Below are 26,019 nucleotides of genomic sequence, written 5' to 3'. Positions count from 1 at the left end.
TGGTGACCAGTGATCGCCTCCACTCACGCCCGACGTATTTCGTTCATCGGCACCAGGCGCGACCACGTCCCGCCGGCCCGGGACGCCGTCGTCCAAGTCGCCCGCGCGTGGGGGATCGACCAGGCTTCGTTGGGCGACATCGCGCTGGTCGCCCACGAGTTGCTCGCCAACGCGGTCATTCACGCGCCAGGAAGACTGCTGGTCGGTATCCACCTCTCCCCGGACGGCGACCGGGTGGTGATCGAGGTCTACGACCCGTCGCGCCGGATGCCCGCCGGGGCCGCGAACTTCGGCAACGACGAAATGACCACCGGTCGAGGCATGTTGCTGATCGAGGGCCTGTCGGATACCTGGGGAGCGGAGCCGACGACCCATGGCAAGAAGGTCTGGGCCCAACTGGCGGTCCCCGCTGTCGCGGTACCCGAGCACCGTCGCTCGGCCCGCAGGGCAGCACTCATCGCCAGCCTCGTTCGCACCGACCGTCCCAGGCCCCGTCCCCACGCGCCTTCCTGGCTCAGCGCCAGCGCGTACAGGTGGTTCTCGCGGGACCGCTCGCCGCGTGCCCAACGACTCCGCCCGTACCGATGCAGGCACACCGGCCGGGCGGTGACGGGGCCGGTCGCCCTTTCCCCCGGGGGCGGCTGGCCCAACCCCAGGCGGCCTGCCCGACACAGCCGTATCTGCTCCATGCCAACTCGGCGCTACGGAAGGATGGATGGATGAGCGACTGGGAGTTCGTGAAGGACAGAACTGCCACCGAAGGTGCGGTGTGGAAGTCGGCTGACGGCCTGCTCTACAAGCGGACCGGCGGCGAGGATCTGCGGGCGGAGACCGAGTTCCAGCAGCTGGCCGCCGGCCTCGGCTACCCGGTGCCGGAGATCGTCGACAGTGGCTCGGAGGACGGGCGCTACTTCGTCGTCGAGCGCGCCATCGGCGACAACTCGCTGCACGAGGAGGCGCTGGCGCTGGCCGACGCCGGACGGGACGGTCAAGTCAGCTACCAGGTGATCAGCACGGCGGCCGCCGTCGCGTCGAAGCTCCTGCAGGCCCAGACGAGGCACCCCCTCCCCGCCACGCCGTGGTTCGAGAAGGCGGCCTTCGCGGCCGAGGTCTTCGAGGAGAATCCGGACTTCGACATCCCACGCGTCCACGAGGCGGTCAAGCACGCCCTCGACCGGCTGGCCCGGCTCCCGATGGTGCAGGGGCACCTGGACTACGGCCTACCCAACGTCCTTCAGGCCGGCGTCATCGACTGGCAGCACCACGGACCGATCCCGCTCGGCTACGACGTTTACCCCGCGCTCGACATCGTGGCCTTCAAGGGCGGCGGCAAGGGCTACAGCATCACCCCGGAACAGCGCGCCGCCTACACCGCAGCGCTCGACGAGACCACCGCATCCCTGATCGGGCAGCGGGTGAGCGAGCACCTGGGCGACTTCCTGCTGGTCAAGTGCTTCTTCTTCCTAGCCCTCATGCGGCCCACCGACCCCGCCCGGCACGACAAGCACATCAAGTGGCAGTACCGCCGCACCCTTTTCACGATGGGACTTGATCAGTATGAGTCGTCCGACACGATCGACACCGGCACCTTCCCCACTCTGGAACGGTTCACCGCTAAACACCGGTAGGCCGGTCCCCACCGTCCGCGACCGCGACTACCTGATGGACCACCACGGAGTGGTCTTCAAGGTCATCGGCGACAGCCACCCCGGCAGCCACTACCTCGGCTACGTCAAGTATCACCCCCGACGAGAAGGGCGACCGGCGGCTGTTCGGCCAGACCTACCGGCAGAACAGCGTCGTGTCGAAGTCCTTCGGCATCCTGGCCGGCAGGCCGGAGTGCTACGTCTACTCCGACACCCTCGGCTGTGTCATCACCGGCATCCCGCGAGAGGACGTGGCCGTCCACTACTCCTGCCGCCAGGCCCTCGCCGCCATCCACGAGGACCCCGGCGCGGTCGCCGACAACCCGGTCGGCAAGGACCTTCTGGCGATCACCGAGTGGATCACCGCGAACGACGCCCAGGGCCTGATCGGCGTCACCGGCTCCTTCCTCGTCGGCTGCTTCAACGAGCGCTCCGACATCGACCTCGTCTGCTACGGACCGGAGGGCTACCAGGCCGCGCAGGAGCTGTTCCAGCAGGCCGACCTGATCCGGCCGTACGACGGAGACGACCTCACCCGGCTGTACATCCGCCGGGCCAAGTACATGGAGGGCAGCTCATTCGATGCCCTCATCAAGCAGGAACGCCGCAAGCTCCAAGGACTTACCGCCAACGCCGGCGCGCACATCAACTGCGAACCCATCCGCTCCGACCGCGACAAGACCTTCGCCCGGATCTCCTCCAAGGAGATCGGCGAGATTTCCCTCCTCGTCAAGATCACCGACCACGCCGAGGGCCTCACCACCCCGGCCGTGTACGGGATCAAGGTCAAGACCATCCTCAGCTCGACCATCGACGAGGCCGACTCCTTCGCCCGCCGGATCACCCACATGCGCTCGTACCTCGGCGCCTACACCGGAGCGTTCCGATCCGGTGACACCGTGCATCTGGCCGGCAAGCTCGTCCACACCCAGGACGGCGACCACAGCGGCTTCGGCATCGAACTCACCCCCTGGACCGTCAGCGGCTCCTACGTCGCCAACCTCGCCGGATAGGAGCCTCGTCTTGCCCCTGCTCGTCATCCGACACGCCGAGTCCGTCGAGAACGCCGACAAGTACAACGGCTTCTACCAGGACCCCCGCCCCTACAGCGGAACCGCCGCGCACGCCATCTCCCGCACCATCGTCGGCCTGACCCCGCGCGGCTTCCGGCAGGCCCAGTGGCTCGCCGAGGTCCTCCCGCAGCTCGCGGGCTCCGAGCTGCTGCACGTCTACACCTCGACCTACCGCAGGGCGATCGACACCGCCGCGATCGCCCTGCCGGCCCTCCCCGATGGCTGGCCCCAGCAGACCGCGCTTCTGGACGAGCAGCACTACGGCGACGCCACCTACATGACCAAGCGCGAGCTGTACGAGAGCTACCCCGCACTCGCCGAGGACCGCCGCCTGCGCAAGCACGTCTGGACCGCGCCAGGTGGCGGCGAGTCGCTCGCCGAGGGCGTACTCAATCGGGCCGCCGAGTTCGCCGCCCTTGCCCAGGCCGAACTCCAGGGAGCGCGCACCGTCGTCGCCTTCACACACCAGACCGCCGCGGTGGCGCTGCGATCCCTGCTCGAACTCCGCAGCCTGCCCGAGATCCTCGCCGAGGAGCGGAAGGGCAAGATGCCAAACGCCGCGATCCTCCACTACGAGCTGCACGACGGCCGGTTCACCCGGACGGGAACCACCACCCCGCCGATCTAGGAGGAGCCCGTGCGACACCTGTTCCTCAATGGGCCCGTCCAGAACGGGCCCTTCACCTTCGACACCCGCCCTGGCAAGGCCGTCGGCATCCGCCTCGCTGCCGCTCTCAACGCCATCCTCGGCTTACCGTCCGCACCCCACCTGTGGAACACCGTCACCCTCGCCGGAGATCTTCGCCACCGCGAGGCTGGCGGCCCGACGATCCCCCGCCAGCGGTTCGAGGCCGACCTGATAGCCGACAAGTACCCGCCCGGACAGTTCCCGGTGGGCGGCATCATGACCGACACCGACGCGGAGGTCGCCAACCTCGCGCTGGAGATGATCGAGAACAACCTCCGCGCCGGCACCCTCACCATCAGCCGCGAGACCGTCCCCACTTGCCGGGCTTGCAGTCACATGACCGGCACCGGCAGCCACCCCTGCAACGCCTGCGGCAGCACCGACACCGAGGACCGCACGGGCCTCCAGCTTGTCGCCGAACTCGCGAAGGACCGCCCCGTCTTTGACCGCTCGGACATCCACGCCAGCCATCGCCAGCAGCCCAAGCACCTCCAGCACACCGCTGCCAACGTCGCCCAGCGCCTGATCCTCTCCCGAACCCGCGACCACGGCATCAACCTCTCGCCCCTCGGTCTCAACGGCCTCGTCCTCGATCCGCGCGTCGGCATCCACGCCACCGTCCTCGCCGCCGCCCGGAAGCAGCAGGCAGACGTGGTCGTCATGACCATCACCCAGAACGCGGCCAACCACATCGTCGCCCACGGCCAGCACTTCCGCGCGTACGACGGCATCCGCCTCCAGTACACCCTCCACGGCCACCTTCCCTACGACCACACGGCAAGCCTGCAGCCACTGCTCGAGGCGTACCAAACCACCCAGGCGATCACGGACGGCTTCGAGCAGTGGTTCCTTCCGCTCTTGTCCCTGAAGGCGAAGACAACAACTCGGTCGGACCAGCTGCCCGCGCTTTTCAAGCACTACATGCGGGCACACCTGGCTCGGCCGGCCGAGGCCAACGAAGCCGTCCTCAAGGCAGTGCAGCACGCGGTCGCCGCCGGTGACACGGACTGGATCACGAGCAAGCAGACGCTGGCCAACGTGATAGCGGGCCTTGAGACAGCGCTGGTCGTTGCTGCAGAGATCTGACCAGCTGCTCCGACATAGCCGCTGCCCTCGGCTTGAGGTTGTTCGCGAGCGTCTCCTGGGCGCCCGACCAGGAGACCGGCCCAGTCTCCGGTCCGATGCACGTGTCCTGGTCGGACTGCGCGAACTGTAGCCAACCTCTCTCTCGTCCACGCCTGTCATCCTGAAATCGGCGCCGCTGGACTCATTGATAGGGCAGGCTGGCGGCATAGGGAGGGAGTCCGATGGGACAAGCATCGCGAAGGAAGCGCGCCCGCCAGGCAGCGGACGTGAGGGCCGCGGCCAGACCCAGCTCGGCAGCGTCGACAGACCCACGTGCCGAGGGAGAGGCTGCGCTCGGGCGCCTTCTTCGGACCAACGCTCCGGGCAAAGTGAGCCTGGCCGGGGCGTATGTGTTCGGGTACGGCGCTCTGGGAATGGCACAACTGGAGGCTGACGGTCCTCGCTGGTTCCACGACCTCGACCCCCTCGACGCGCTTTTCCTTGGAACGGCCTGGCCCCAACGCTTCCGTGACGAGTTCGAGTTCTCCAACGCGCGTGACGGATGGCTCAGGCTCGTACGTGGAACCGTTCACTGGAAGGGCATTGAGCGCTTCGTACTTGAGGTCGTGGCGGCAAGTGAGCAACACGACCTTCCTGTGGACGAAGGTGAGTTGATGCTGCTGCTAGCGGGGCGTCTGGAGGAGATCGGCCTGGACCAGCGAAAGCTACCCGCCAGGCTACTGCCTGGAGCGGCGCTCTCGGGGACCCGGCTGATCGATGGTCCACCGGTGGACTTGGCACTGCCGGAGCCGCCAGCCGACGCAGCGCAGAAGGTGGCTCAGTTCTGGGAGAGCACCCAGGTTGAGGTCCCACATGACGGCACCATTCTGGACGCGCTCCGTGAAGGGGTCCATCTCCTCCACCGCGCCGGGCTCGCAGTACGTGAGGAATCGGGTCTGCTCCTGCCCGCTCTCTACCTCGCTCTCGTCGCGAAGGAGGACGAGGAGATCGAGGAGGCGGGGCCGCGATCAGCAGTTTGGGCACTGGCGTTGCCCGCCGATTCATCTCTGATCTCGGTGACGGACCTGCTTCTCGTAGCGCCGGAACAGAGACTCACTGCGGACGAGGCATTGGCGCACCTCTTCGCTCTGCCGTCTCTTGCCGCAGGAACCAGCGCTGCAGACAGAAGGTGGACCAGCTCCCCGGGGCGCGCCCTGATCGATCTGGCCTTCGAGCTGGAGATTCCTCAGGTCACGACCAGAAACGGCAAGATCATCCGGTTCGGTGAGAATGCTGCAGCTTCCTTCAGGGCACAGCTGCGACGCTTTGAAGAGAAGTTCGGCCGTCCGCCGGAGCCAAACGACCCGGTGTTCTTCGATCCGGATGCGGATACTCCGCGGCTTCGCCCGTTTAGTGACATCGAGACGAAGGGCGCGACCCTCCTTGAAGAGATCGGGCTGTCCGCGGCCTGGGCCTTCGCCTATCGCGAGACCGGGGGACTACTGCCTCGGCTCGACGGCACATTTCTGACAGAGCGTGATGCCGAGGAGTGGGATGATGCGGTCAGCCGATACGTGCAACAGTACGGCGGCGAGTCCCCCGACTTCGACGACAACATGCGTGTCCTTCGCACCAGCGTGGTGACTGCAGAAGTGATCAGTGCTGCCCGAGACCCTGAGCACGGGCGCGAACTCGTAGCCATCCTCGAAGAAGGGCACGGCGAGGAATCGCTTCACTCCTTCCTTGTTCACATGGGCCCACACCTTCTTCAAACGCTTCAGGAGGAGCCTGAGATCCTGCGCTCTGCAGCCGAGTTCGCCCGGGCTTGGAGCGGTGCCGGCCTACACGACCGGGTGCGTGATTCGGCCCACGGCCCGATCAGCGACGACTTCGCTGACGCGCCTGTTCTCCTCGCCATCGCCGCAGCGACCTTTGCTCCTCAGAGCCCCGCGATGGTTGAGGAGTAGTACCACCTACTCGCTCCGGCCCTTCCAGTAGATGTGTCGCGGAACCATCTACCGGAAGGGCGAAGACTTCGACTGCCCCCCGATCGGTGGTGGCACCGGCAGGAGGCTGGACTCCAGAGGAGTGCCATGGAACCGCGCAGCGCAGGAGCACTGGGAGCGGATTTCCCCTACACCCAGCGCACCTTGTGCTACATCGAGGTCGCCAAGGACGGCGCGGTGTCCCACGGCACCGACGCCGGCACGTATGAACGCGCCCGGACTGGCGAGTCCCGGCTATTCGCTGTATGGCCTGGCGAGTGGGCCAGCCACCTGTTCGTGATCGACGACCTTGATCAATACGCCCGCGCCCACGGTCTCATCCACGACAAGGAGCGCACGGGCCTGGCTGAACATGAGCACTCGGTCCGGTGGGAGATCGGCCCCAGTGAGACGAAGCCCAGTTCCATCTATGTCAGCATCGAGGTTGAACTGGACTGCGAATGCACCATTGAGGATCTCAGGACCTTCGCCAGCCAGATGCGAGTACAGCGCGGATGGGACATCGCCACATCCGGTGGCTGGGGCCGGAGCACCCGGCAAGGTCGTACGACTTACTCTCTGCGCGCCCGCCGCAAGAGCCTAACCTCATGATGACGGTGGTTACCGCGCTTCGCCCGCCTCACGAGTCAGCAGTCGCTATTCAAGCGGGCCTGGTGACGTGTAGACGTACTGGCGGGCGTAGACCTGGCCTTCGACAACGTACGCCGGGGCGACGGCGAACCGTACCGGGTTATTCGGATCGCAGGGGGACCAGGGCTCCTGGCGTTCCGCGTCCAAGGCTGCGCCGTTGGTGCAGGTGAAGTCCCAGTGGGCGTGCAAGCCTGCCTCCTCCGCGCGCTTCCCAAGGCTCACGCACTCCGAGCGAAGTTTCCTCAGCGACTCGTTGCTGGTGTCGCTGTCTCGTGACACGCCTAGCGCGGCGCGGAGGTCGGGGACCAAGGGAATGAGAGTTCCCGCGGCATAGAAGAGGTGCCTGCTCAACTCGGAGATGAAGCGCGGAAGCTGCTGTCGTTCAGGCCAACGGGCAGTGTGGCGGCTGTGCTTGAACTCGCCACGTGCGAAAGCCTGCACTCGCTGTTCAACCAGTGCACGATAGTTGAGCGCGATTGTCTGGTGCGCGCTGTGGCTGCTGGTTGCCAGATCCGCACGATCGCGAGTGCGGGCGGCCAGGAGGGTATTCACACGTCCTTCAAGCTTCCTCAGCGACCCGTTCAGCTCGTTTTGGTTCCTCTCCAATCGATGGGTGATCTGCTCCAACTTGAGGAGGCGGAGGTCAAGTTCCGCGAGCTGCTGGCTCCAGGCTTCGGGGTCTTGCTGGAAACTTAGGCCGAGTCGGGCTAGGACGGCTTCCACGATGGCTGGCAGGGACTGTGCCGCGACTTCCTTCCCATTGTTAAGGCCGTGACCTTCATCGCGGGGTACGCCGATCATGGGCTCCTGGAAGCCCGACGACCAGGTGCCGTGGTGGTACTCGTTGTCATAATCGTCGGTGTGATATGGGGTCATGCCGAGGTCCTCTTCGCCTAGTAGTTGGAGTGGAAGCGGAGGGAGGTCCCAACCTCCTCCCCGGTTTGCATCACCACCGCGCGGGCCTTGACCTCGGTCTCGCCGAACCGCATGTGCAGCTTGATGCCTCGGTCATCCAGGGCGAAGCGCATCACCCGCTTGAGGTCGACGTGGATGGAGCCGACCTCGTCACAACCCTCGTCGGTGACGTAGCGTGGATCGGGGTCAGCGGTGGCGTATAGATCGAAGTCCACACCGGTCTGGGTTCCCTCGACTGGGAAGTAGACGTGTGTGACCTCCTGGTCGGAGTCGACGGTGTCACCAGCTGACACAAAGATCGAGAATCGCGTAGCGCACAGTTCTTCTCCGGCGGAGGTCGTGTACTTCGATGCCTCGGGGTCGGTCCCGCTCTCAAATGGCTTGCACACGTCCACGCCGTACGTGAATCGGCTGCGGCGGGCCCGGGTGTGGGGCTCGTAGCAGAAGTGGACTGCGCCGAACAGCACCGCGACGTTAGGGTCCGGGGGGATCAGTACGGCAGCGCGGGCTCCCAGCCGGTCCTTGACGGCCTGCTGCAGGTATGGGGAGGTGCTGAACCCGCCGACAAGGAGAACCACCTCACGCTGGGAGTCCTCGGTGCGCGTCCGATACATCTCGGTCAGTTGGTCATCGATCAAGTCCAGGACGTCGGGGACCACGTTGTCGAACAAGGCGCGTGCCTCGTCGGCGGTGATGACGATTGCGTCATTGGTGCCGTTCTGCTGCCGGGCCAGGCGCCGGCGCATGGGGGCGCCCAGGTGCCGGTCGATGGCGGCCGGAATGTTGAGGTAGATGGGATCGTGCTGGTCGATCCGGATGTGAAGCTTCGCCCGTTCCCAGGCATCCGTGAGGTCGAGCAGAGCCTCGGGGAATCGTTCACGCAGGTCCTGGAGGACTTCCGCCCCTCCGAAGCGGGAGACGAGGAACTGATCCTCGAAGGTGCGGTTGAGGTAATCGGAGCCCAAACGTCCGCCGCTGACCTGTCCGATCTCGACCATGCGCCCTGACGGGTCATTCTCATAGGCAGTGATGTCGACGGTGCCGCCGCCGCAGTCCACGACCATGAACCGGGCGCCCGCTGTCATCAAGTCAGTCGGATTGCTTCCGTCTGGTGAAGCGACACTGACGCCGCACACGCGTGCGTGGTGAGCTGCGGCCTCAGGCTCAAGGGCAAGCATGAGCCGCCCGTCCTCGGTGGGCATACCGGCATTCTTCGCCACGTCACGCATGACCATCTTCTGGTAGTCGGACCAGATGGCGGGGACGGTGAGGCACCAACGGATGTCGTCTTCGTCGTAGCCGCTGGCTGTGATCTGCTCCAATGCCCGAGCGTAGACCTGCCGCACGTACGCAGTGATGAGGCCTGGAGTGACGCTGTCCCCGGGCAGTCCGTTGGCGCGGGGCTGTCGATCCTCAGAGTCGAGACCAACGCTCTCAGAGTCGTCGTCGGCTTCGGGACCGTCGGAATCCGCTTCGAGGGCTTCGTCCTTCGTGCGACGACCGCCCGCCGCCAGGTTCATCTTGAAGCCCGCGTGGTATCGCATCTGACCGGGAGCCGCCTCAGTACGGGTGGTGAGAAAGCGGCGCCGGGCCTCGAAGCCCCAGGCCAGTACATCACCCTGGTGGTCTAGGATTAGCGCGGACAAATTCTTGGCACACGCTACGGGCTGTGCTTCCCAGCGGTTGCAGTAGTTGATCTGCCGCTTCCTAGGATCGGAGTTTCCGTCCTCCACTACACACCACGCGAAGCCGGTTCCGTGTGTCCCGAAATCAATTGCAGCCACGACGCGAGGCTCGAACATTTTGCTCTCCCTGCTCTGGAAGCACCTGAGATCGTCGAGTCGAGCGTGGCCCACCCGCCCAGGGCGTCCCATGCCTGTACGGATCTGTACAGATGTGGGACCCCACGCACGGCTCTCCTGCGCGGAACTCTCGCGAAGAATGGGGACATGGGGCAAATCAAGAAGGTCGAGCCGCACCGAAATGAATTCAGATAGCGTAGTTGGAGTATTGTCGCACTGGGCCTGAGCGGCGTTTAGGGTGTGCAAATCTGTACATGGGCGCGGCCGGTGAACTAGGTTGGCGTACTCTGCCGGATATGCGTAACGAGTCGCGGCTTGAAGCGGGCAATCCGAGCAGGAGAGCTCTTGGCCCCTTTCCTGTGCAGGAGCAAGGTGGCCAGGCGTCGGAACGCATGCACTCGCAGGCGCGCGACGGGGGTTTGGACCTCAGAGAGCCAGGTCATGTCGAGCCGGGGCAGTCGGCCGCCGAGGGAGACGTTCTCAAGCAGCTTGAGGCATACAGGGCCGCACTGGAAGCGCGCGATGGCTTGGTCCGACGCGCCCGCGACGCCGGGCTGAGCGAGACCCAGATTGCCAAGGCGACAGGGCACTCGCGGACGACGGTTCGGAACATCCTGGCCAGAACGAACTGAAGGTAGATTCCGCCGGTCTGGAGCGAGTCTGCGTGAGCGATGCGTGAGCAGACGGCGCAGCACGTGCCGGTTCGGGCGGGAACTTGGATCACGGGGCAGCGCTCTGACCTGCGAGTTCATCACCAAGTGATCGATACTGGCAGCAGCCAGCATGATCACTCTCGGGCTCGTAATGCGTAGGTCGCGGGTTCGAATCCCGCAGGCGGCTCAGTGATGAGCCCCAGGTCAGTCCTCTGGCCTGGGGTTTTTGGTTTTGGGGAGGGAGGGGTGGGTGGGGGTCGTATGGTGGTGACGGGGTGTCAGGCAGAGTGGGCGGCGGGGGTGGGGACGTGTATCACGCTGTTGTTCGGCGCAATCTGCGGAAGTCGTTCGGTGAGGTGAACCGGGGGAACTACGGGGCGATCGTGCGGCAGTTCGCGCCGGAGGCGGAGCACTGGTTCTCGGGGCGGCACGCGTTGTCGGGGGCGCGGCGGCGGGGGGAGGAGATCCAGCGGTGGTACGACCGGCTGGCGGAGGTCATGCCGGATCTGCGGTTCGAGGTGAAGAAGGTGGTGGCGAAGGGGTGGCCGTGGGACACGGTGGCCTTCGCGGAGTGGGTCGACCACCTCACGGACCGGGAGGGCAACCGGTACTCGAACCAGGGGGTGCACGTGGTGCGGATCAAATGGGGGAGGATCACCGAGCTGCACATCTACTGTGACACCGAACTCCTGGAGCGGGTGCTGGAGAGGATCGGGGGGCAGGGGGTCGGGGAGGCCGTCGCCGAGCCGGTCGGGGAGCCCGGGCCCTGGGCCTCCTAGAGGAAGAGGCGTTCCCACCAGGGGACGGGGGTGGGGACGGGGGGTTCGGTGACGATCGGGACGAAGCGGCTCTCGATCGGGGTGTCCCACTCGACGAGGGCGGCCGGGAACCAGGTGACCGGCTGGGTGTCGTCGAGGGCGTTGGCCCAGGCGGCGAGGCGGTCGGCGGGCTCGCGGGATGGGATCAGGCCGCGGCTGTCGGTGGTCACTCCGAGGTCGCGCACGGCGTCCTGGTAGAGGTCGTTGCAGAGCCAGCTGTGGAGTACGCCGCCGTTGTAGCCGAGCACCTCCCAGCCGATCTCGCGCCCGCCCCCGGCCGGTTCGGGGGCGGGGCCGGCGCCGACCCGGCGGTCGAGGTGGGCGAGCAGTACCGGCTCGTACACCGCGGACGCGCGGATGTCGGCGACGAGGCCGGCGGTGTGCTCGGCGGGGACCAGCAGCGCGTACAGCCGTGCTCCGGCGGGCACTTGGATCATCGCGCAGGCGTCCAGGGCCTCCTGCGGGGTGTCGAACCAGCAGCCGTCCTCCGGCAGGCGGTCGATCAGGCAGTCGCAGGCCGTGGTCAGCCGCTCGTGCGGGACGTCCAGGCCGGTCAGTGGTTCGGGGACCGCCACGAAGTAGCCCGCGAGCAGCGGACCGCCGGTGGCGCGAGCGGGCGGTGGCGCGGGAGTGCGGCGGCGGGACGGTCCCAGCTCCGGCCGGGCCTCGCCCGGGCGGGGCGGGCGGCGCTCGGCGAGCCAGAAGAGGTAGCCGCGCAGGTACTCCTCCAGGCCCTGGTCGAGGTGGGCGATGTAGTCGCGCAGACCCTGGGCGGAGTCCCGGTGGTGCGACCGGTACTCGCCGCCGGTCCGGGCCAGGCGGTCGGAGGCCGTGACGGCCCACTCCCGGACCCGGCCGCGCCCGTGCCACCACTCGCGGACGCCCGGGACGGTCCAGTGGTCGTCACCGTCCATCGCGAAGCCGCCGTGGCCGAAGAAGCAGCCGCTCAGGAGGTCGTAGGTCTGGTCCGGGTCGGTCGGCTGGCGGTAGACGAACTCCCGGCCGTCGTCGTCGTAGGCGATGTGGAACGGTGCGTCGAGCCGGCCCATCTCCATGGTGTCCGTGTCGGCGCCGTAGAACGGGCCGGGGACGTTGAGGTGGTTGCGCTCCCGCCAGAGACCGCCGAACTGGTCCAGGTGCGGGTCTTCGAGGATCAGGTGCCGGGCGGTCGGCAGGGGGTCCCAGTAGCCCTCGCGCATGGGGAGTGGTCCGTTCGCTGGTGGCGGCTGCGGACTGCCAGTCATATCAGAGCCCGGAGGCGGCGGTGCGGCCCCGGCCGGGGGACGGGGAGGGGGCGGCCTCCGGGCGGCGGCGCAGCAGGACCGCGACCAGGGCGGCGCCCGCCAGGGCGGTGAGGCCGGCGGCCAGCAGGGTGTGGTTCAGGGCGGTGGCGAAGGCCGTCCGGAGCAGTTCCCCGGGCAGTTCGGCCGGGGGGCGTCCGGCGCTCAGGGCGGAGGCGGCGGCGTCCGGGTCGGCGACGGCGGACGGGTGCCCGGCCAGGGCGTCGCGCAGTCCGCGGTGCAGGACGAGGCCGAACACCGCGATGCCGAAGGCCTGGCCGAGCTGGCGGAAGGTGTTGAGGGCGCCGCCGGCCATGCCGCCGCGCTCCGGCGGGACGGCCGCCATCGCGCCGGAGGCCAGGACCGGGCTGACCGCGCCGACCCCGAGGCCGGTCAGGGCGAGGCCGGGCAGCAGTGCCGGCCAGCCGGACGATCCGTTCAGCACGGACTGGAGCAGCGAGCCCAGGCCGATCACGGCCAGGCCGCCGGCCAGCGGGACCGCCATCGGCAGGGCGGCCAGTCGGCGGCCCGCGAGCGCGGAGACGGTGAACGCGGTGGCGCTCATCGGCAGCAGGGTGAGCCCGGCGGCCATCGGGCCGAGGCCGAGCACCGACTGCAGCCACAGCGAGGTGTAGGGCAGCGCGGAGAATGCGGCCGCGGAGTAGACGGCGCCGCACAGCAGCACTCCGGTGAAGGCCGGGCGGCGGAACAGCGCGAGGTCCAGCAGCGGCTCCGGGCTGCGGCTTTCGACCAGCAGGAAGGCGGTGAGCGCGACCGTGGCGGCCGTGCCCGCGCCGAGGACGGCGGGCGAGGTCCAGCCGTCCGACCCGCCGCGGACCAGCGCCAGGACCGCCGCGCCGGCCGCGACGGTGAAGGACGCGGCGCCGGGCAGGTCGAGCCGGCGGGTACCGGGGTCGCGGGACTCCGTCAGCGTGCGGCGGGCCAGGACGCCGCCGGCCAGCGCCAGCGGGAGGTTCACCAGGAAGACCGACCGCCAGCCCAGGAACTCGGTGAGCAGACCGCCGGCCACCGGTCCGACGGCGGCGGCCGCGCCGCTGACGGCTCCCCAGACTCCGAACGCCACCGCCCGGTCGCGGCCCCGGTAGGCGAGGTTGAGCAGGGCCATCGCGGTGGCGAACATCGCCGCGCCGCCCACTGCCTGGACGATCCGCGCCGCCACCAGGGTGCCGCCGTCCGGGGCGAGCCCGCAGGCGAGCGAGGCGAGCGCGAACACGGCCAGGCCCGCCGTGTACACCCTTCGCCGGCCCGCCCGGTCGGCCAGCGCGCCGAGGCCGAGCAGCAGCGCGGCCAGCGCTAGCGCGTAGCCGTCCAGCACCCACTGCAGGCCGTCGAAGCCCATGTCCAGCCCGGCGCCGATGTCCGGCAGCGCCACGATCACGATGCTGACGTCGGTCAGCAGCATGAACACCCCGATGCTCACCGCGACCAGCGGTCCCCACTTGCGCATCCCCGTCGTCCCCGTTCCCTCGCTCCGCGTCGGCCGCTGCGGCGGACGCTCCGTCACCTTCGGTCCCCGGGCGGTCTCCGCGCCGCCCGGCGGCGGGTTTCCGGCGGATCTCGACACGCCCTACCATCCCGGTGGTGGAAACCCTGACCCTGGACGAGGTGGACCGGGCGCTGCTGCACGCCCTGCAAGTGGACGGCCGGGCGCCGTTCCGGCGGATCGCCGAGGTGATCGGGGTGTCCGACCAGACGGTGGCCCGCCGCTACCAGCGGCTGCGCGCCGCCGGGGTGGTGCGGGTGGTGGGGCGGACCAGCGCCCGGCTGCTCGGGCAGGTCGACTGGCTCACCCGGATCCGGTGCGTGCCGGACGCCGCGGCGTCGATCGCCGAGGCACTGGCCCGGCGGCCGGACACCTCCTGGGTGAGCCTGCTGTCCGGCGGCGAGATCGTCTGCAACGCCCGGGCGCAGGTCCGGCCGGAGCGTGAGGAACTGCTGCTCGGCAGGTTGCCGCGGACCCCCCGGGTGCTGTCGGTCGCGGCGCACTACCTGCTGCGCACCTACGTCGGCGGGCGGGTGGCGTGGAGCGGGCGGACCTCGGCGCTGAGCGCCGGGCAGGTGGAGCGGCTGCGGGCGCCCGCGCCCGCGGCCCCTCCACCGGGCGGCGCGGTGGTGGTGCCGGGGGCTCCGGCGGCGCCGGTGGTCCTGGACGAGCTGGACCGGGCGCTGCTGGCGGCGCTCGCGGTGGACGGCCGGACGCCGTCGGCGGCGCTGGCGGCCGGCACCGGGAGCCCCGAGGCGACGGTGCGCCGGCGGCTGGCCGCGCTGGTCGCCGGTGGGCTGCTCTTCTTCGACGTGGACGTGGATCCCCGGCCGCTCGGCTACGAGATCGAGGCGTTCTGCTGGCTGGCGGTGGCTCCGGGGCGGCTGGCCGCGATCGGCCGGGCGATGGCGGACCACCCGGAGGTGGGCTTCGTGGCGGCGACCACCGGGCCGACGAACCTGGTGGCCGGGCTGGTCTGCCGGGACACCGAAGCGTTCTACACCTATCTGACGGAGCGGCTGGGCGCGCTGGAGGGAGTCGGCGCGCTGGAGACGGCGCCGGTGGTCCGGAGCGTCAAGCGCGCCGGAATGATGATTCCTTAATCTAATAACCTGCAAAAAGCTTTCGATGGCTGGAAATTCATGACTCCTGGCGGATTATCCGCCTGGAGATCATCAGACAAATCGAGAATTCCATGATTCCCCTCGAAAATGCCTCGCCAGGCGTTCCGGGCGGCCTTAGTATCTGAACGAACACTTTCGGTGATCGTTCGACTGTGGGCTGCAAAGGGGGTCGTCATGGGGGAGTGGCCTCGAACCGCTGTGCGTCATGCTGCGTACCCGTTCCTGCTGGTGATCCTGGTTGTGATCTCGGCCGCTTCCCTGCGTCTGCGCTGGGACCTCGGCCGTGCGAGCCAGCTCTTCCTGCTCGGGACGATCGGGTACATGGCACTGCTCGAACAGTTGATTCCGTACGAATCGGAGTGGGTGCCGAATGTGCGCGAGTGGGGCTGGTACGGGATCTATTTCGTCCTGACGACGATCGGCGGGGCCCTGTCCCAGGTGCCCGTTTCCGCCCTCGTCGGCTGGGCGGCGCCGGACCGCGGGGTGCTGCCGCTCTGGGCGGAGATCCCGGCCGCGCTGCTGCTCGGCTCGCTGGCCAACTACCTGGTCCACCGCTGGTGCCACACCGATCCCAGGCTCTGGCGGCTGCACGGGGTGCACCACGTGCCCGACAAGGTGAACGTCGGCAACAACGGGGTCAACCACCTGCTGGACGTCGTGCTCACCCAGGGCTGTGTCCAGTTCTCCCTGGCGCTCGCCGGATTCTCGGAACCGGCGGTGTTCGTGGTGGGCCTGTTCGTCGTCGCCCAGGGCTACTTCGTGCACGCCAACATCGATGTCCGGCTCGGCCTGCTCAACCATGTGCTCGCCGGACCCGAGCAGCACCGGCTGCACCACAGCACCGACCTGGCGGAGGCCGGCCACTACGGCTCCGACCTCTCGGTGTGGGACCACGTCTTCGGCAGCTTCACCTGGCGGCCGGGGCGCCGTCCGGCCGCGGTGGGGCTGGCCGATCCGGGAGCCTTCCCCGCCACCGGCCGGGTGATCGCCAGCCACGTCCAGGCCTGGCGCCGCCCCGCCCGGGCCGAGGGCTCCCCGACCGGCTCGACCTGACGCACTCGCCTCACATTCGACCCGCCGCACCCCCGTTGACCGCCCCTCCCACCGACCGCCCCTCCCACCGACCGGCGCGTCCCTTCGGCCGACCCGGTGTCCGGCCTGCCCGGAACCGGTGCCCGGCCCGTGTCCCCGGCGCGCGCGGAAGCTCCCGCCAACCCGCCCGCGCGCGCGAACGCAGCGACCCAAGGACTCGACTCGCATGACGGATTCCCGCTTCGTCACCTCCCCGGAACCCTCCGCACGCCCCGCACCGGCCGGTCCGTCCGCCGCCGGGCGGGAGAAGATCGCGATCATCGGGATCGGCCTCCGCCTGCCCGGCGGGGCCTGCGACCACCGGTCGTTCTGGCAGAACCTGGTCGACGGCAAGGACTGCATCACCCCCACCCCGCGCAACCGCTACGACGTCGCCACCCTCGGCAGCCGTGACAAGGCCAAGCCGGGCCGGCTGGTCGGCGGCCGCGGCGGCTACATCGACGGCTTCGACGAGTTCGACCCGGCGTTCTTCGGCATCAGCGGCCGCGAGGCCGACCACATGGACCCGCAGCAGCGGAAACTGCTGGAGGTGGCCTGGGAGGCGCTGGAGGACGGCGGGCAGAAGCCGGCCGAGCTGGCCGGCCGCGAGGTCGGGGTCTACGTCGGCGCGTTCACCCTGGACTACAAGATCGTCCAGTTCTCCGACCTGTCCTTCGAGACGCTCGCCGCGCACACCGCCACCGGCACCATGATGACGATGGTGTCGAACCGCATCTCGCACTGCTTCGACTTCCGCGGCCCCAGCGTCTCCATCGACACCGCCTGCTCCTCCTCCCTGGTCGCCGTCCACCTCGCCGCACAGAGCCTGCAGCGCGGCGAGACCGATCTGGCACTGGCCGGCGGCACCCTGCTGCACATCGCCCCGCAGTACACGATCGCCGAGACCAAGGGCGGCTTCCTCTCCCCACAGGGCCGCTCGCGCACCTTCGACGCCGCCGCCGACGGCTACGTCCGGGCCGAGGGCGTCGCCGTGGTCGCGCTCAAGCGGCTCTCCGACGCCCTGCGCGACGGCGACCCGGTGCACGCCGTCGTCATCGGCAGCGGCGTCAACCAGGACGGCCGCACCAACGGCATCACCGTGCCCAATCCGGACGCCCAGGTCGCGCTGATCGAGCGGGTCTGCGCCGAGGCCGGGATCACCCCGGGAAGCCTCCAGTACGTCGAGGCGCACGGCACCTCCACCCCGGTCGGCGACCCGATCGAGGCGAACGCGCTGGCCCGGGCGCTCGCGGTCGGCCGCCGTCCCGGCGACGCCTGCTACGTCGGCTCGGTCAAGACCAACATCGGGCACACCGAGTCCGCCTCCGGACTGGCCGGACTGATCAAGTCCGCGCTCGCCCTCAAGCACCGGACCATCCCGCCGCACATCAACCTGGAGACGCTCAACCCGGCGATCGACCCGGCCACCCTGCCGTACGAGATCCCCACCGAGCCGACGCCCTGGCCGGCCCACGAGGGACCGGCCCGCGCCGGGGTCAACTCCTTCGGCTTCGGCGGCACCAACGCGCACGTCCTCCTGGAGGCCGCGCCGGAGGACGATGCCGGTGCCGCCGAGCCCGGTGCCGCTGATCCCGGTGCCGCCGAGCCCGAGCCGGCCGCCGCGCTGCCCGCCTGGACGGTGCTGCCGCTCACCGCCAGGGAGGCCGCCGCGCTGCCCGAACTGGCCGCGGGCGTCCAGGCCGAACTGGCCGGTGTCCGCGGCGGCCGCCCGGCCCGTCCGGCCGACCTCGGCCACACCCTGGCGCACCGCCGCCAGCACCACGACGCCCGGCTCTCGATCGTCTACGACGCCCGCGAGCACGCCGCCCGCGCCTCCCTGGACGAGGCGCTCACCGCCCATCTGCGCGGCGAGCCGCACCCCCGGGTCCTCACCGACCACCGCCGGGAGGCCCGGCACCGCCGGCTGGCCTGGGTCTTCACCGGGATGGGCCCGCAGTGGTGGGCGATGGGCCGTCAGCTGTTCGCCACCGAGCCCGTCTACCGGGAGGCCGTCGAGCAGTGCGCCGAGCACCTCGCAGACCTCACCGGCTGGTCGCTGACCGATGAACTCGCCGCCGACGAGACGGCGTCCAGGATGGCCGAGACCTGGCTCGCCCAGCCCGCCAACTTCGCCGTCCAGATCGGCCTCGCCGCCCTCTGGCGCAGCCGGGGCGTACGGCCGGACGCGATCGTCGGCCACTCCACCGGTGAGGTGGCGGCCTTCCACGAGGCCGGCGTCTACGACCTGGCCGACGCGGTCAAGGTGGTGGTCCACCGCAGCCGCCTCCAGCAGCGGCTCGCCGGCACCGGCGGCATGCTCGCGGTCGCGCTCACCGAGGCCGAGGCGCTGCGCCGGCTCCGCCCGTACGGGGACGCGGTCTCCGTCGCCGCCGTCAACAGCCCGGGCTCGCTCACCCTCGCGGGGGACGCGGCGGCGCTGGCCGAGATCGCCGCCGCGCTCACCGCCGAGCAGGTATTCGCCCGGCCGCTGACCGTGGAAGTCCCCTACCACAGCGCCCGGATGGAGCTGATCAAGGACGAGCTGCTGGAGTCGTTGGCCGACCTCAAGGCCCGCCCGGCGCAGGTCCCGCTCTACCTCACCGGCCGCGAGGGCACCGCGCACGGCACCGAACTCGACGCCGGGTACTGGTGGCAGAACGTCCGCGACAGCGTGCGCTTCCGGCAGGCCGTGGAACGGCTGGCCGACGACGGCTACGGGCTGTTCCTGGAGATCGGCCCGCACCCGGTGCTCGGCCGTTCGATCCAGGAGACCGTCGAGGCCCACCCGGGCACGGCGGACCGGCCCGAGGTGCGGACCCTGCCCTCGATCCGCCGCGAGGAGGACGAGCGGGCCGTCCTCACCGCCTCGCTGGCCGCGCTGCACAACCTCGGCGTCGCGGTCGACTGGTCGGCGCTCCAGCCCGCCGGGCGGATCGTCCCGCTGCCGCGCTACCCGTTCCGGCGCGACCGGCACTGGGTGGAGCCGCAGCCGGTGGAGCAGGTCCGGCGCGGACGGCTCGACCACCCGCTGCTCGGCCGCCGGCTGCCCGGGGCCGAACCGGCCTGGGAGGCCCGGCTGGACGCCGAGGCCCTGCCCTACCTGGAGGACCACCGGATCCAGGGCGACGTGCTGTTCCCGGCCGCCGGCTACCTGGAGATGGCCGTCCAGGCGGTCCGCGCGCTGACCGGCGGGACGGACGCCGCGCTGGCCGACGTCGAGCTGCGCAAGGCGCTGTTCCTGCCGGACGAGGAGAGCCGCGCCGTCCGGCTGACCCTCGCCGCCGAGCACGGCACGTTCACCGTCGCCACCGGCGAGGGCACCGAGCGCACCGTGCACACGGTCGGCACCGTCCGCCCCGCCCAGCGCCGCCGGCCCGGCCGGCCACTGGACGTCGAGGCGGTGCGCGGGCGCGCCCGCCGTCGGCTCGCCGGACCGGACTGCTACGCCGAACTCGCCGCGCTGGGCTACCACTACGGCCCGGCCTTCCAGGGCATCGAGGAGGTCTGGATCGGGCCCGGCGAGGCGCTGGCCAGGATCCGTCCGACGGCGGCGGTCGCCGGCCAGGGCGCGAACCACCAGGTGCACCCGGTGGTGATGGACGCCTTCTTCCAGACCCTGCTGACGCCCCAGTTGCTGGACGGCCGCCCCGAGGATGCGGGCATCCGGCTGCCGGTGGCGATCGCGGAGGTCCGGCTGGAGGCGGTCGGCGAGCGCCCGCTCTGGGTGCACGCCACCGTCACCCGGGACGCCGGCAGCGAACTCGTCGGCGACCTCGCGGTGCACGACGATCACGGTGCGCCGCTCGGCGGGATCACCGGCTTCCGGGCCGCCGACGTCGAGCAGGCGGCCACCGCCGTCGGCCTCGGCACCATCGACGGCTGGCTCGCCGAACCGGCCTGGACGGAGCTGCCGGCCGCCGCCGACACCCCCGACCTGCCGGCCGAGCACCCCGACCGGTGGCTGCTGTTCGCCGACCGGGGCGGCGTCGCCGACGCGCTGGCCGCGCGGATCGCCGAGCGCGGCGGCGACCGCCTGCTGGTCCGCCCCGGCCCCGGCTACCGGCCCGCCGACGGCGACCGCCCGGCCACCGTCGACCCCGGCTCGGCGGACGACCTCGCCCGGCTGCTCGCCGACCGCAGGGCCGCGGGCCTCCCCGACCCGGCCGCGGTGGTCCACCTGTGGAACCTCGACCGGCCCCGGCTGGCCGGGGCCGACCACGCCACCGTCGCCGGTCACACCGCCGAGGGCGCCTACAGCCTGGTCGTGCTGGCGGCCCTGCTGGCCGCCGAACTCCCCGACTGCCGGCTGCACGTGGTCACCCGGTCCGCGCAGTCCACCGTCCCCGGCGAGCTCGTCGAACCGCTCGCCGCCCCCGCCTGGGGCATCACCCGCGTGCTGCGCCACCAGGAACTCCCCGCCCACCGGGGAAAGCTGATCGACCTCGGCGAGGCTGCGGAGGCCGGAACCGAGGCCGAGGCCCTGCTGCGGGAGTTCGCGCTCGCGGACGAGGACGAGATCGCCCTGCGCGCCGGGCGTCGGCTGACCTGCCGGCTGCGGACCGCCGAGGGGCTGAGCCGCCCGCTCGCGCCACGCCTGCGCGCGGACGCGGCGTACCTGGTCACCGGGGCGTTCGGAGCGCTCGGGCGGCTGCTCTGCCGCACCCTGGTGAAGCGCGGGGCGCGCCGACTGATCCTGGTCGGCCGCAGCCCGCTGCCGCCGCGCGAGCAGTGGCGCGACCTCGACCCGGCGAGTCCGGCCGGGCAGCGGACGGCCTTCCTGCGCGAACTGGAGGCGCTCGGCGCCGAGCCGGTCCCGGCGCCGCTGGACGTCACCGACGGGGCCGCGCTGGCCGCCTGGCTGGCCGAGTACCGGCGACTGGACCGGCCGCCGATCAGGGGCGTCTTCCACCTCGCCGGACAGGTCAGGGACACCCTGGTGGGCGAGCTGGACCGGTCGACCTTCGAGACCGTCCACGGCCCCAAGGTGCTCGGCGCCTTCGCCCTGCACCGGCAGTTGGCCGGCGAACCGCTCGACCACTTCGTGCTGTTCGCCTCGATCGCCTCGCTGCTGACCACCGCCGGACAGACCAACTACGCCGCCGGCAACGCCTTCCTGGACGCCCTGGCCCACCACCGCCGCGCCCTCGGCCTGCCCGCGCTCAGCCTCGACTGGGGCCCCTGGGCCACCGGCATGATCGAGGAACTCGGCCTCATCGACCACTACCGGCACAGCCGGGGGATGAGCTCGCTCGCCCCGGAGACCGGGATGGCGGTGCTGGAGCGGGTGCTCGGCCAGGACCGCGCCCAACTGCTGGTCGCCACCGTCGTCGACTGGCCGGTGTTCCTCTCCTGGTACCCGGCGCCGCCGCCGCTGGTCGCCGAACTCGCCGCGGCCGCCCGGGAGTCCGCCCCGGTGACCGGACAGACCGGGCTGCTGGACGCGCTGCGGGCGGCCGGCGAGGAGGAGCGGCGTGCGCTGCTCACCGAGCGGTTCACCGCGCTGGCCGGAACCGTGCTGCGGGTGCCGGTCGAGCAGATCGACCCCGCGGCCGGCCTCGGCGTCCTCGGCCTGGACTCGCTGCTCGCGATGGAGCTGCGGGCCCGGCTGAGCGCCGAACTCGGCGTCACCCTCCCGGTGGTGGCGCTGCTCGGCAACACCCCGGTGGCCGAACTGGCCGCCCGGCTGCACGAGTCGCTGGCCGAGCTGCTGGACGAGGACCCGGACGGCCCGGGCGCGGCCGAGGTCGAGCGCTACGAGGACGAGTCGGCCCACCCGCTGACCCAGAACCAGAAGGCGCTCTGGTTCCTCAAGCAGCTCAACCCGGACGGCTTCGCCTACAACATCGGCGGCGCCGTCGAGGTCCGGGTGGAGCTGGAGCCCGAGCTGATGGCCCTGGCCTTCCGGACCATGGTCGAGCGCCACCCGAGCCTGCGGGCCAACTTCGTGCTGGACGGCGGCCGGGCCGTGCAGCGGATCTCCGCCGCGGTGGAGCCGGACTTCGGGGTCTTCGACGTCGAGGGCCTGGCCTGGGACGACATCCACGCGATGATCGTCCGCGAGTACCGCAAGCCGTACGACCTGGAGCGCGACCCGCTGGTGCGGTTCCGGCTGTTCCGGCGCGGACCGGCCCGATGGGTGATCATGAAGGCCGTCCACCACATCATCTCGGACGCGATCTCCACCTTCACCTTCATCGAGGAACTGCTCGCCGTCTACGAGGGGCTGCGCCGCGGCCGGGCGCCCGGCCTGCCCCCGGTGGCCGCCCGCTACCTGGACTTCCTCAACCGGCAGAACGCCTTCCTGGCCGGCCGCGAGGCGCCGAGGATGCTGGAGTACTGGCGCTCGCACCTGCCCGCCGAGGTGCCGGTGCTCAGCCTGCCCACCGACAGGCCGCGCCCGGCGGTGCAGACCCACAATGGCGCCTCCGAGTTCTTCGTCCTGGACGAGGAGCTCAGCGCCCGGGTGCACGCACTGGCCCGCGAGCACAACGTCACCGTCTTCATGGTGCTGCTCAGTGCCTACTACCTGCTGCTGCACGCCTACGCGGGCCAGGACGACATCATCGTCGGCAGCCCGGTGACCGGCCGCACCGACGAGGAGTTCGCCGGCGTCTACGGCTACTTCGTCAACCCGCTGCCGCTGCACGTCTCGCTGGCCGGTGCGCCGACCGTCGCCGAGCTGCTGGACCGGGTGCGGACCACGGTGCTCGGCGGGCTCGACCACCAGGAGTACCCGTTCGTGCTGCTGGTGGAGAAGCTCGGGCTGCAGCACGACCCGAGCCGCTCGGCGGTCTTCCAGGCGATGTTCATCCTGCTCCACCACAAGGTGGCCACCGAGAAGTACGGCTACCACCTGGAGTACATCGAACTCCCCGAGGAGGAGGGCCAGTTCGACCTCACCCTGTCCGCCTACGAGGACGAGGCCGAGCACCGCTTCCACTGCGTCTTCAAGTACAACACCGACCTCTTCCTGCCCGCGACGACGGCCCGGATGGCCGGCCACTACGTCAACCTGGTCGAGGCGCTGACCACGGCCGGCCCGGAGCGGGCCGCCACCGGCCTGGAGCTGCTCGGCCGCGAGGAGCGGGCCGTGGTGCTCCGGCAGTGGAGCGGCGCCGAGCGGCGGGTGCCCTTCCCCGAGCCGGTGCACGAACTGGTGCTGCGCGCGGCGGCGGCCGACCCCGCGGCGCCCGCGGTGGCGACGCCCGCCGAGTCCGGCCCGACCGCCCGGCTGACCTACGGCGAGCTGGCCGAGCGCTCCCGGCGGGCCGCCGCCCGGCTGCGCGCGCTGGGCGCCGGACCGGGCACCGTCGTGGCGCTCTGCCTGCCGAAGTCGCCCGAGCTGATCACCGCCCTGCTCGCGGTGCTCCGCACCGGCGCCGCCTACCTCTCGCTGGACCCGGCCCACCCGGTGGACCGGCTGGCGTACATGGTGGGGCACGCGGGCGCCGCCCTGCTGGTCGGCGACGACGCCGAGCGCCTCGGCGGGCTGCCCACCCGGCTGGTTTCCACCGCCGAACTCGACGCACCCGGCGCACCCGGCGCACCCGACGCACCCGGCGCACCCGCCGGGCCCGCCGGGCCCGCCGAACCGGGCGCACCCGCCGGACCCGGCGCACCCGACCGGCCCGGAGTCGGGTTCACCGACGCGGCGGTGAGCCACGACGACCCGGCGTACGTCATCTACACCTCGGGCTCCACCGGCCGGCCCAAGGCGGTGCGGGTCTCCCACGGCAACCTCGCCTCGGCCTACCGGGCCTGGCACGCCGAGTACCGGCTGGACGCCGACGCCCGGGTGCACCTCCAGATGGCCAGCCCGTCCTTCGACGTCTTCACCGGTGACGTGGTCCGCGCGCTCTGCTCGGGCGGCGCCCTGGTGCTGATCGGCCGGGAACTGCTGTTCAACACGGCCCGGCTGTACGAGGTGATGCGCACCGAGCGGGTGGACGCCGCCGAGTTCGTCCCCGCGGTGGTCCGCACCGTCATGGACCACTGCGAACGCACCAGGCAGGACCTGGCGTTCATGCGGCTGCTGGTGGTCGGCTCGGACGTCTGGAAGGTCGAGGAGTACCAGCGGCTGGGCGCCCTCTGTGGGCCCCGCACCCGGCTGGTCAACTCCTACGGGCTGACCGAGACCACCATCGACAGCGCGTACTTCGAGGGCCCGGCGGACGGCCTGGAGCCCGGCCGGATGGTCCCCATCGGGCGGCCCTTCCCCAACAGCGCCTTCTACCTGCTCGACGCCCAGGGCCGCCCCGTGCCGCCCGGCGTCACCGGGGAGCTGTGGATCGGCGGCTCCGGCGTCGCGCTCGGCTACCTCGGCGACGAGGAGCAGACCGCCCGCCGGTTCGCCACCCTGCCGCTCGGCGGCGACGACGGCACCCGACCGGTCCGGCTCTACCGCACCGGCGACCTCGCCCGCTGGGACGCCGGCGGCGGGGTGCACCTGCTCGGCCGGGCCGACTCGCAGATCAAGGTCCGCGGCCACCGGATCGAGCTGGGCGAGATCGAGACCCAGCTCGCCGACTGGCCCGAGCTGGAGCGGGCGGTGGTCACCGTCCGGCCGGACCGCGACGGCGAGCCCGTGCTCTGCGCCTACTGCGTGCCGGCCCCCGGGCAGGTCTTCGACCACCGCGAGCTGCGCCGCCACCTGGCCGGGTACCTGCCGACCTTCATGATCCCGACGCACTTCGTCGAGCTGTCCGAGCTGCCGCTCACCGCCAACGGCAAGGTGGACACGGCCGCGCTGCCCGATCCCCGCACGGATGCCGCGGAGGCCGCCGAGCCGCCGGTCACCCTCTACGAGGTCCGGATGGCCGAGCACTGGCGCGCGCTGCTCGGCATCGGGGAACCCGGTCTCCAGCACGACTTCTTCGAGTCGGGCGGCTCCTCGATCAAGCTGATCGAGCTGATCCACGGCTTGCAGGCCGAGTTCAACATCAGCATCCCGGTCAGCCAGCTCTTCAAGGTCACCACCCTGCACGGGATGGCGAAGACCGTCGAGCACATCATCACCGGCCGGATCGAGGGCGCCCAGCCGTACCTCTGGTTCAACCAGGAGCAGCAGCAGACGCTGTTCTGCTTCCCGCCGGCCGGCGGCCACGGGCTGGTGTACCGGCAGTTCGCGGCGCACCTCCCGGAGTACCGGATGGTCGCCTTCAACTACGTGAGCGGCGACGACAAGGTCGACCGGTACGCCGACCTGGTCGAGGCGCTCCAGCCGGAGGGCCCGTGCGCCCTGCTCGGCTACTCGCTCGGCGGCAACCTCGCCTTCGAGGTGGCCAAGGAGCTGGAGCGGCGCGGCCGGGCGGTGCCCAATGTGGTGATCATGGACTCGCACCGCATCCCGGAGTCCTTCGACCTCGGCGACGAGCACCTCCAGGCCTTCGAGCGGGAACTGGCCGAGCACCTCCAGCGGCACACCGGCTCGGCCGCGGTCGCCCAGGAGACCCGTGAACAGGCCCGGGACTACCTGCGGTTCTGCAGCCGCACGCCCAACCTCGGGGTGGTCACCGCCGCGCTCAGCGTGATCTCCGACGACGAGAAGCTGGCGCTGTACGAGGCCGGGCAGCACGGAGCCTGGCACGGCAGCTCGGCCACCCGGACGGCGGTCTTCCGGGGTTTCGGCCCGCACGCCGAGATGCTCGACCGCGAGTTCATCGCCCACAACGCCGGGCTCGCCCGGTCGATCCTCACCGGAGCCGCCCCCCATGCGTCCTGACACGGTCCGGGGCCGCGCCCCGA

Annotated in this window: 15 protein-coding genes; 11 read left to right on the top strand and 4 right to left on the bottom strand. The window is 70.6% G+C overall.

Going from position 1 to position 26,019, the window contains the following annotated elements:
- Window positions 1-9: 9 nt before the first annotated feature.
- The 7 genes from ACFU74_RS05035 (at window position 10) to ACFU74_RS05005 (ending at window position 7,069) form a co-directional block, all read left to right on the top strand.
- Complete coding sequence (locus tag ACFU74_RS05035) at window positions 10-723, top strand: ATP-binding protein (RefSeq protein WP_380751869.1); 714 nt, start codon at window positions 10-12, stop codon at window positions 721-723.
- Complete coding sequence (locus ACFU74_RS05030; RefSeq protein WP_380751866.1) at window positions 720-1,628, top strand: phosphotransferase; 909 nt, start codon at window positions 720-722, stop codon at window positions 1,626-1,628. Before ACFU74_RS05035 ends, ACFU74_RS05030 begins: the two co-directional genes overlap by 4 nt.
- A gap of 173 nt (window positions 1,629-1,801) precedes the next feature.
- Window positions 1,802-2,659, top strand: coding sequence for a nucleotidyltransferase domain-containing protein (locus ACFU74_RS05025; protein ID WP_380751863.1), 858 nt, complete (start codon window positions 1,802-1,804; stop codon window positions 2,657-2,659).
- 10 nt (window positions 2,660-2,669) lie between these two features.
- A complete protein-coding gene (locus tag ACFU74_RS05020; protein ID WP_380751860.1) occupies window positions 2,670-3,347 on the top strand; it encodes a phosphoglycerate mutase family protein in 678 nt (225 codons plus the stop codon).
- Window positions 3,348-3,356: 9 nt separating this feature from the next.
- On the top strand, window positions 3,357-4,493 hold the full coding sequence (locus ACFU74_RS05015) for a hypothetical protein (RefSeq protein WP_380751857.1): 1,137 nt from the start codon (window positions 3,357-3,359) through the stop codon (window positions 4,491-4,493).
- A 413-nt stretch (window positions 4,494-4,906) separates the two neighbouring features.
- Window positions 4,907-6,439 carry a hypothetical protein gene (locus tag ACFU74_RS05010; protein WP_380751855.1) on the top strand — a complete coding sequence of 511 codons (1,533 nt, stop codon included), beginning with the start codon at window positions 4,907-4,909 and terminating at the stop codon, window positions 6,437-6,439.
- A 126-nt stretch (window positions 6,440-6,565) separates the two neighbouring features.
- Window positions 6,566-7,069, top strand: coding sequence for a hypothetical protein (locus tag ACFU74_RS05005; protein ID WP_380751852.1), 504 nt, complete (start codon window positions 6,566-6,568; stop codon window positions 7,067-7,069).
- 45 nt (window positions 7,070-7,114) lie between these two features.
- On the opposite strand, the gene ACFU74_RS05000 is transcribed toward ACFU74_RS05005, so the two are convergent.
- Both ACFU74_RS05000 and ACFU74_RS04995 read right to left on the bottom strand, forming a co-directional pair.
- Complete coding sequence (locus ACFU74_RS05000) at window positions 7,115-7,984, bottom strand: hypothetical protein (protein WP_380751850.1); 870 nt, start codon at window positions 7,982-7,984, stop codon at window positions 7,115-7,117.
- 17 nt (window positions 7,985-8,001) lie between these two features.
- The gene (locus ACFU74_RS04995) at window positions 8,002-9,825 is read right to left on the bottom strand and encodes an Hsp70 family protein (protein WP_380751848.1); all 1,824 of its coding nucleotides are present in this window, start codon (window positions 9,823-9,825) and stop codon (window positions 8,002-8,004) included.
- Between the two features lie 928 nt (window positions 9,826-10,753).
- Here ACFU74_RS04995 and ACFU74_RS04990 point away from each other — a divergent pair.
- Window positions 10,754-11,257, top strand: a complete 504-nt coding sequence (locus ACFU74_RS04990; RefSeq protein ID WP_380751846.1) for a nuclear transport factor 2 family protein — start codon at window positions 10,754-10,756, stop codon at window positions 11,255-11,257.
- On the opposite strand, the gene ACFU74_RS04985 is transcribed toward ACFU74_RS04990, so the two are convergent.
- Window positions 11,254-12,495, bottom strand: coding sequence for a hypothetical protein (locus ACFU74_RS04985; RefSeq protein WP_380751844.1), 1,242 nt, complete (start codon window positions 12,493-12,495; stop codon window positions 11,254-11,256). The genes ACFU74_RS04990 and ACFU74_RS04985 overlap by 4 nt on opposite strands.
- 46 nt (window positions 12,496-12,541) lie before the next feature.
- On the bottom strand, window positions 12,542-14,044 hold the full coding sequence (locus ACFU74_RS04980; RefSeq protein WP_380751841.1) for an MFS transporter: 1,503 nt from the start codon (window positions 14,042-14,044) through the stop codon (window positions 12,542-12,544).
- 134 nt (window positions 14,045-14,178) lie between these two features.
- Between ACFU74_RS04980 and ACFU74_RS04975 the strand changes: the two genes are divergently transcribed.
- The 3 genes from ACFU74_RS04975 to ACFU74_RS04965 all read left to right on the top strand — a co-directional run bounded on the left by ACFU74_RS04975 (window position 14,179) and on the right by ACFU74_RS04965 (window position 25,996).
- Window positions 14,179-15,183, top strand: a complete 1,005-nt coding sequence (locus ACFU74_RS04975) for an Lrp/AsnC family transcriptional regulator (protein WP_380751838.1) — start codon at window positions 14,179-14,181, stop codon at window positions 15,181-15,183.
- A 195-nt stretch (window positions 15,184-15,378) separates the two neighbouring features.
- On the top strand, window positions 15,379-16,257 hold the full coding sequence (locus tag ACFU74_RS04970; protein ID WP_380751835.1) for a sterol desaturase family protein: 879 nt from the start codon (window positions 15,379-15,381) through the stop codon (window positions 16,255-16,257).
- 205 nt (window positions 16,258-16,462) lie between these two features.
- Complete coding sequence (locus tag ACFU74_RS04965; protein ID WP_380751832.1) at window positions 16,463-25,996, top strand: amino acid adenylation domain-containing protein; 9,534 nt, start codon at window positions 16,463-16,465, stop codon at window positions 25,994-25,996.
- Window positions 25,997-26,019 lie beyond the last annotated feature (23 nt).

The organism is Kitasatospora sp. NPDC057500, assembly GCF_042802195.1.
Classification (GTDB): domain Bacteria; phylum Actinomycetota; class Actinomycetes; order Streptomycetales; family Streptomycetaceae; genus Kitasatospora.
This window is presented reverse-complemented; position numbering and strand designations above follow the sequence as displayed.

What these genes read in the sequence shown, in the direction of transcription:
- ACFU74_RS05005 (WP_380751852.1), top strand. Translation starts at nt 6,566, where the DNA reads ATGGAACCGCGCAGCGCAGGAGCACTGGGAGCGGATTTCCCCTACACC.
- ACFU74_RS04985 (WP_380751844.1), bottom strand. Translation starts at nt 12,495, where the DNA reads ATGCGCGAGGGCTACTGGGACCCCCTGCCGACCGCCCGGCACCTGATC.
- ACFU74_RS05010 (WP_380751855.1), top strand. Translation starts at nt 4,907, where the DNA reads ATGGCACAACTGGAGGCTGACGGTCCTCGCTGGTTCCACGACCTCGAC.
- ACFU74_RS05030 (WP_380751866.1), top strand. Translation starts at nt 720, where the DNA reads ATGAGCGACTGGGAGTTCGTGAAGGACAGAACTGCCACCGAAGGTGCG.
- ACFU74_RS04995 (WP_380751848.1), bottom strand. Translation starts at nt 9,825, where the DNA reads ATGTTCGAGCCTCGCGTCGTGGCTGCAATTGATTTCGGGACACACGGA.
- ACFU74_RS04980 (WP_380751841.1), bottom strand. Translation starts at nt 14,044, where the DNA reads ATGCGCAAGTGGGGACCGCTGGTCGCGGTGAGCATCGGGGTGTTCATG.
- ACFU74_RS05000 (WP_380751850.1), bottom strand. Translation starts at nt 7,984, where the DNA reads ATGACCCCATATCACACCGACGATTATGACAACGAGTACCACCACGGC.
- ACFU74_RS04970 (WP_380751835.1), top strand. Translation starts at nt 15,379, where the DNA reads ATGGGGGAGTGGCCTCGAACCGCTGTGCGTCATGCTGCGTACCCGTTC.
- ACFU74_RS04965 (WP_380751832.1), top strand. Translation starts at nt 16,463, where the DNA reads ATGACGGATTCCCGCTTCGTCACCTCCCCGGAACCCTCCGCACGCCCC.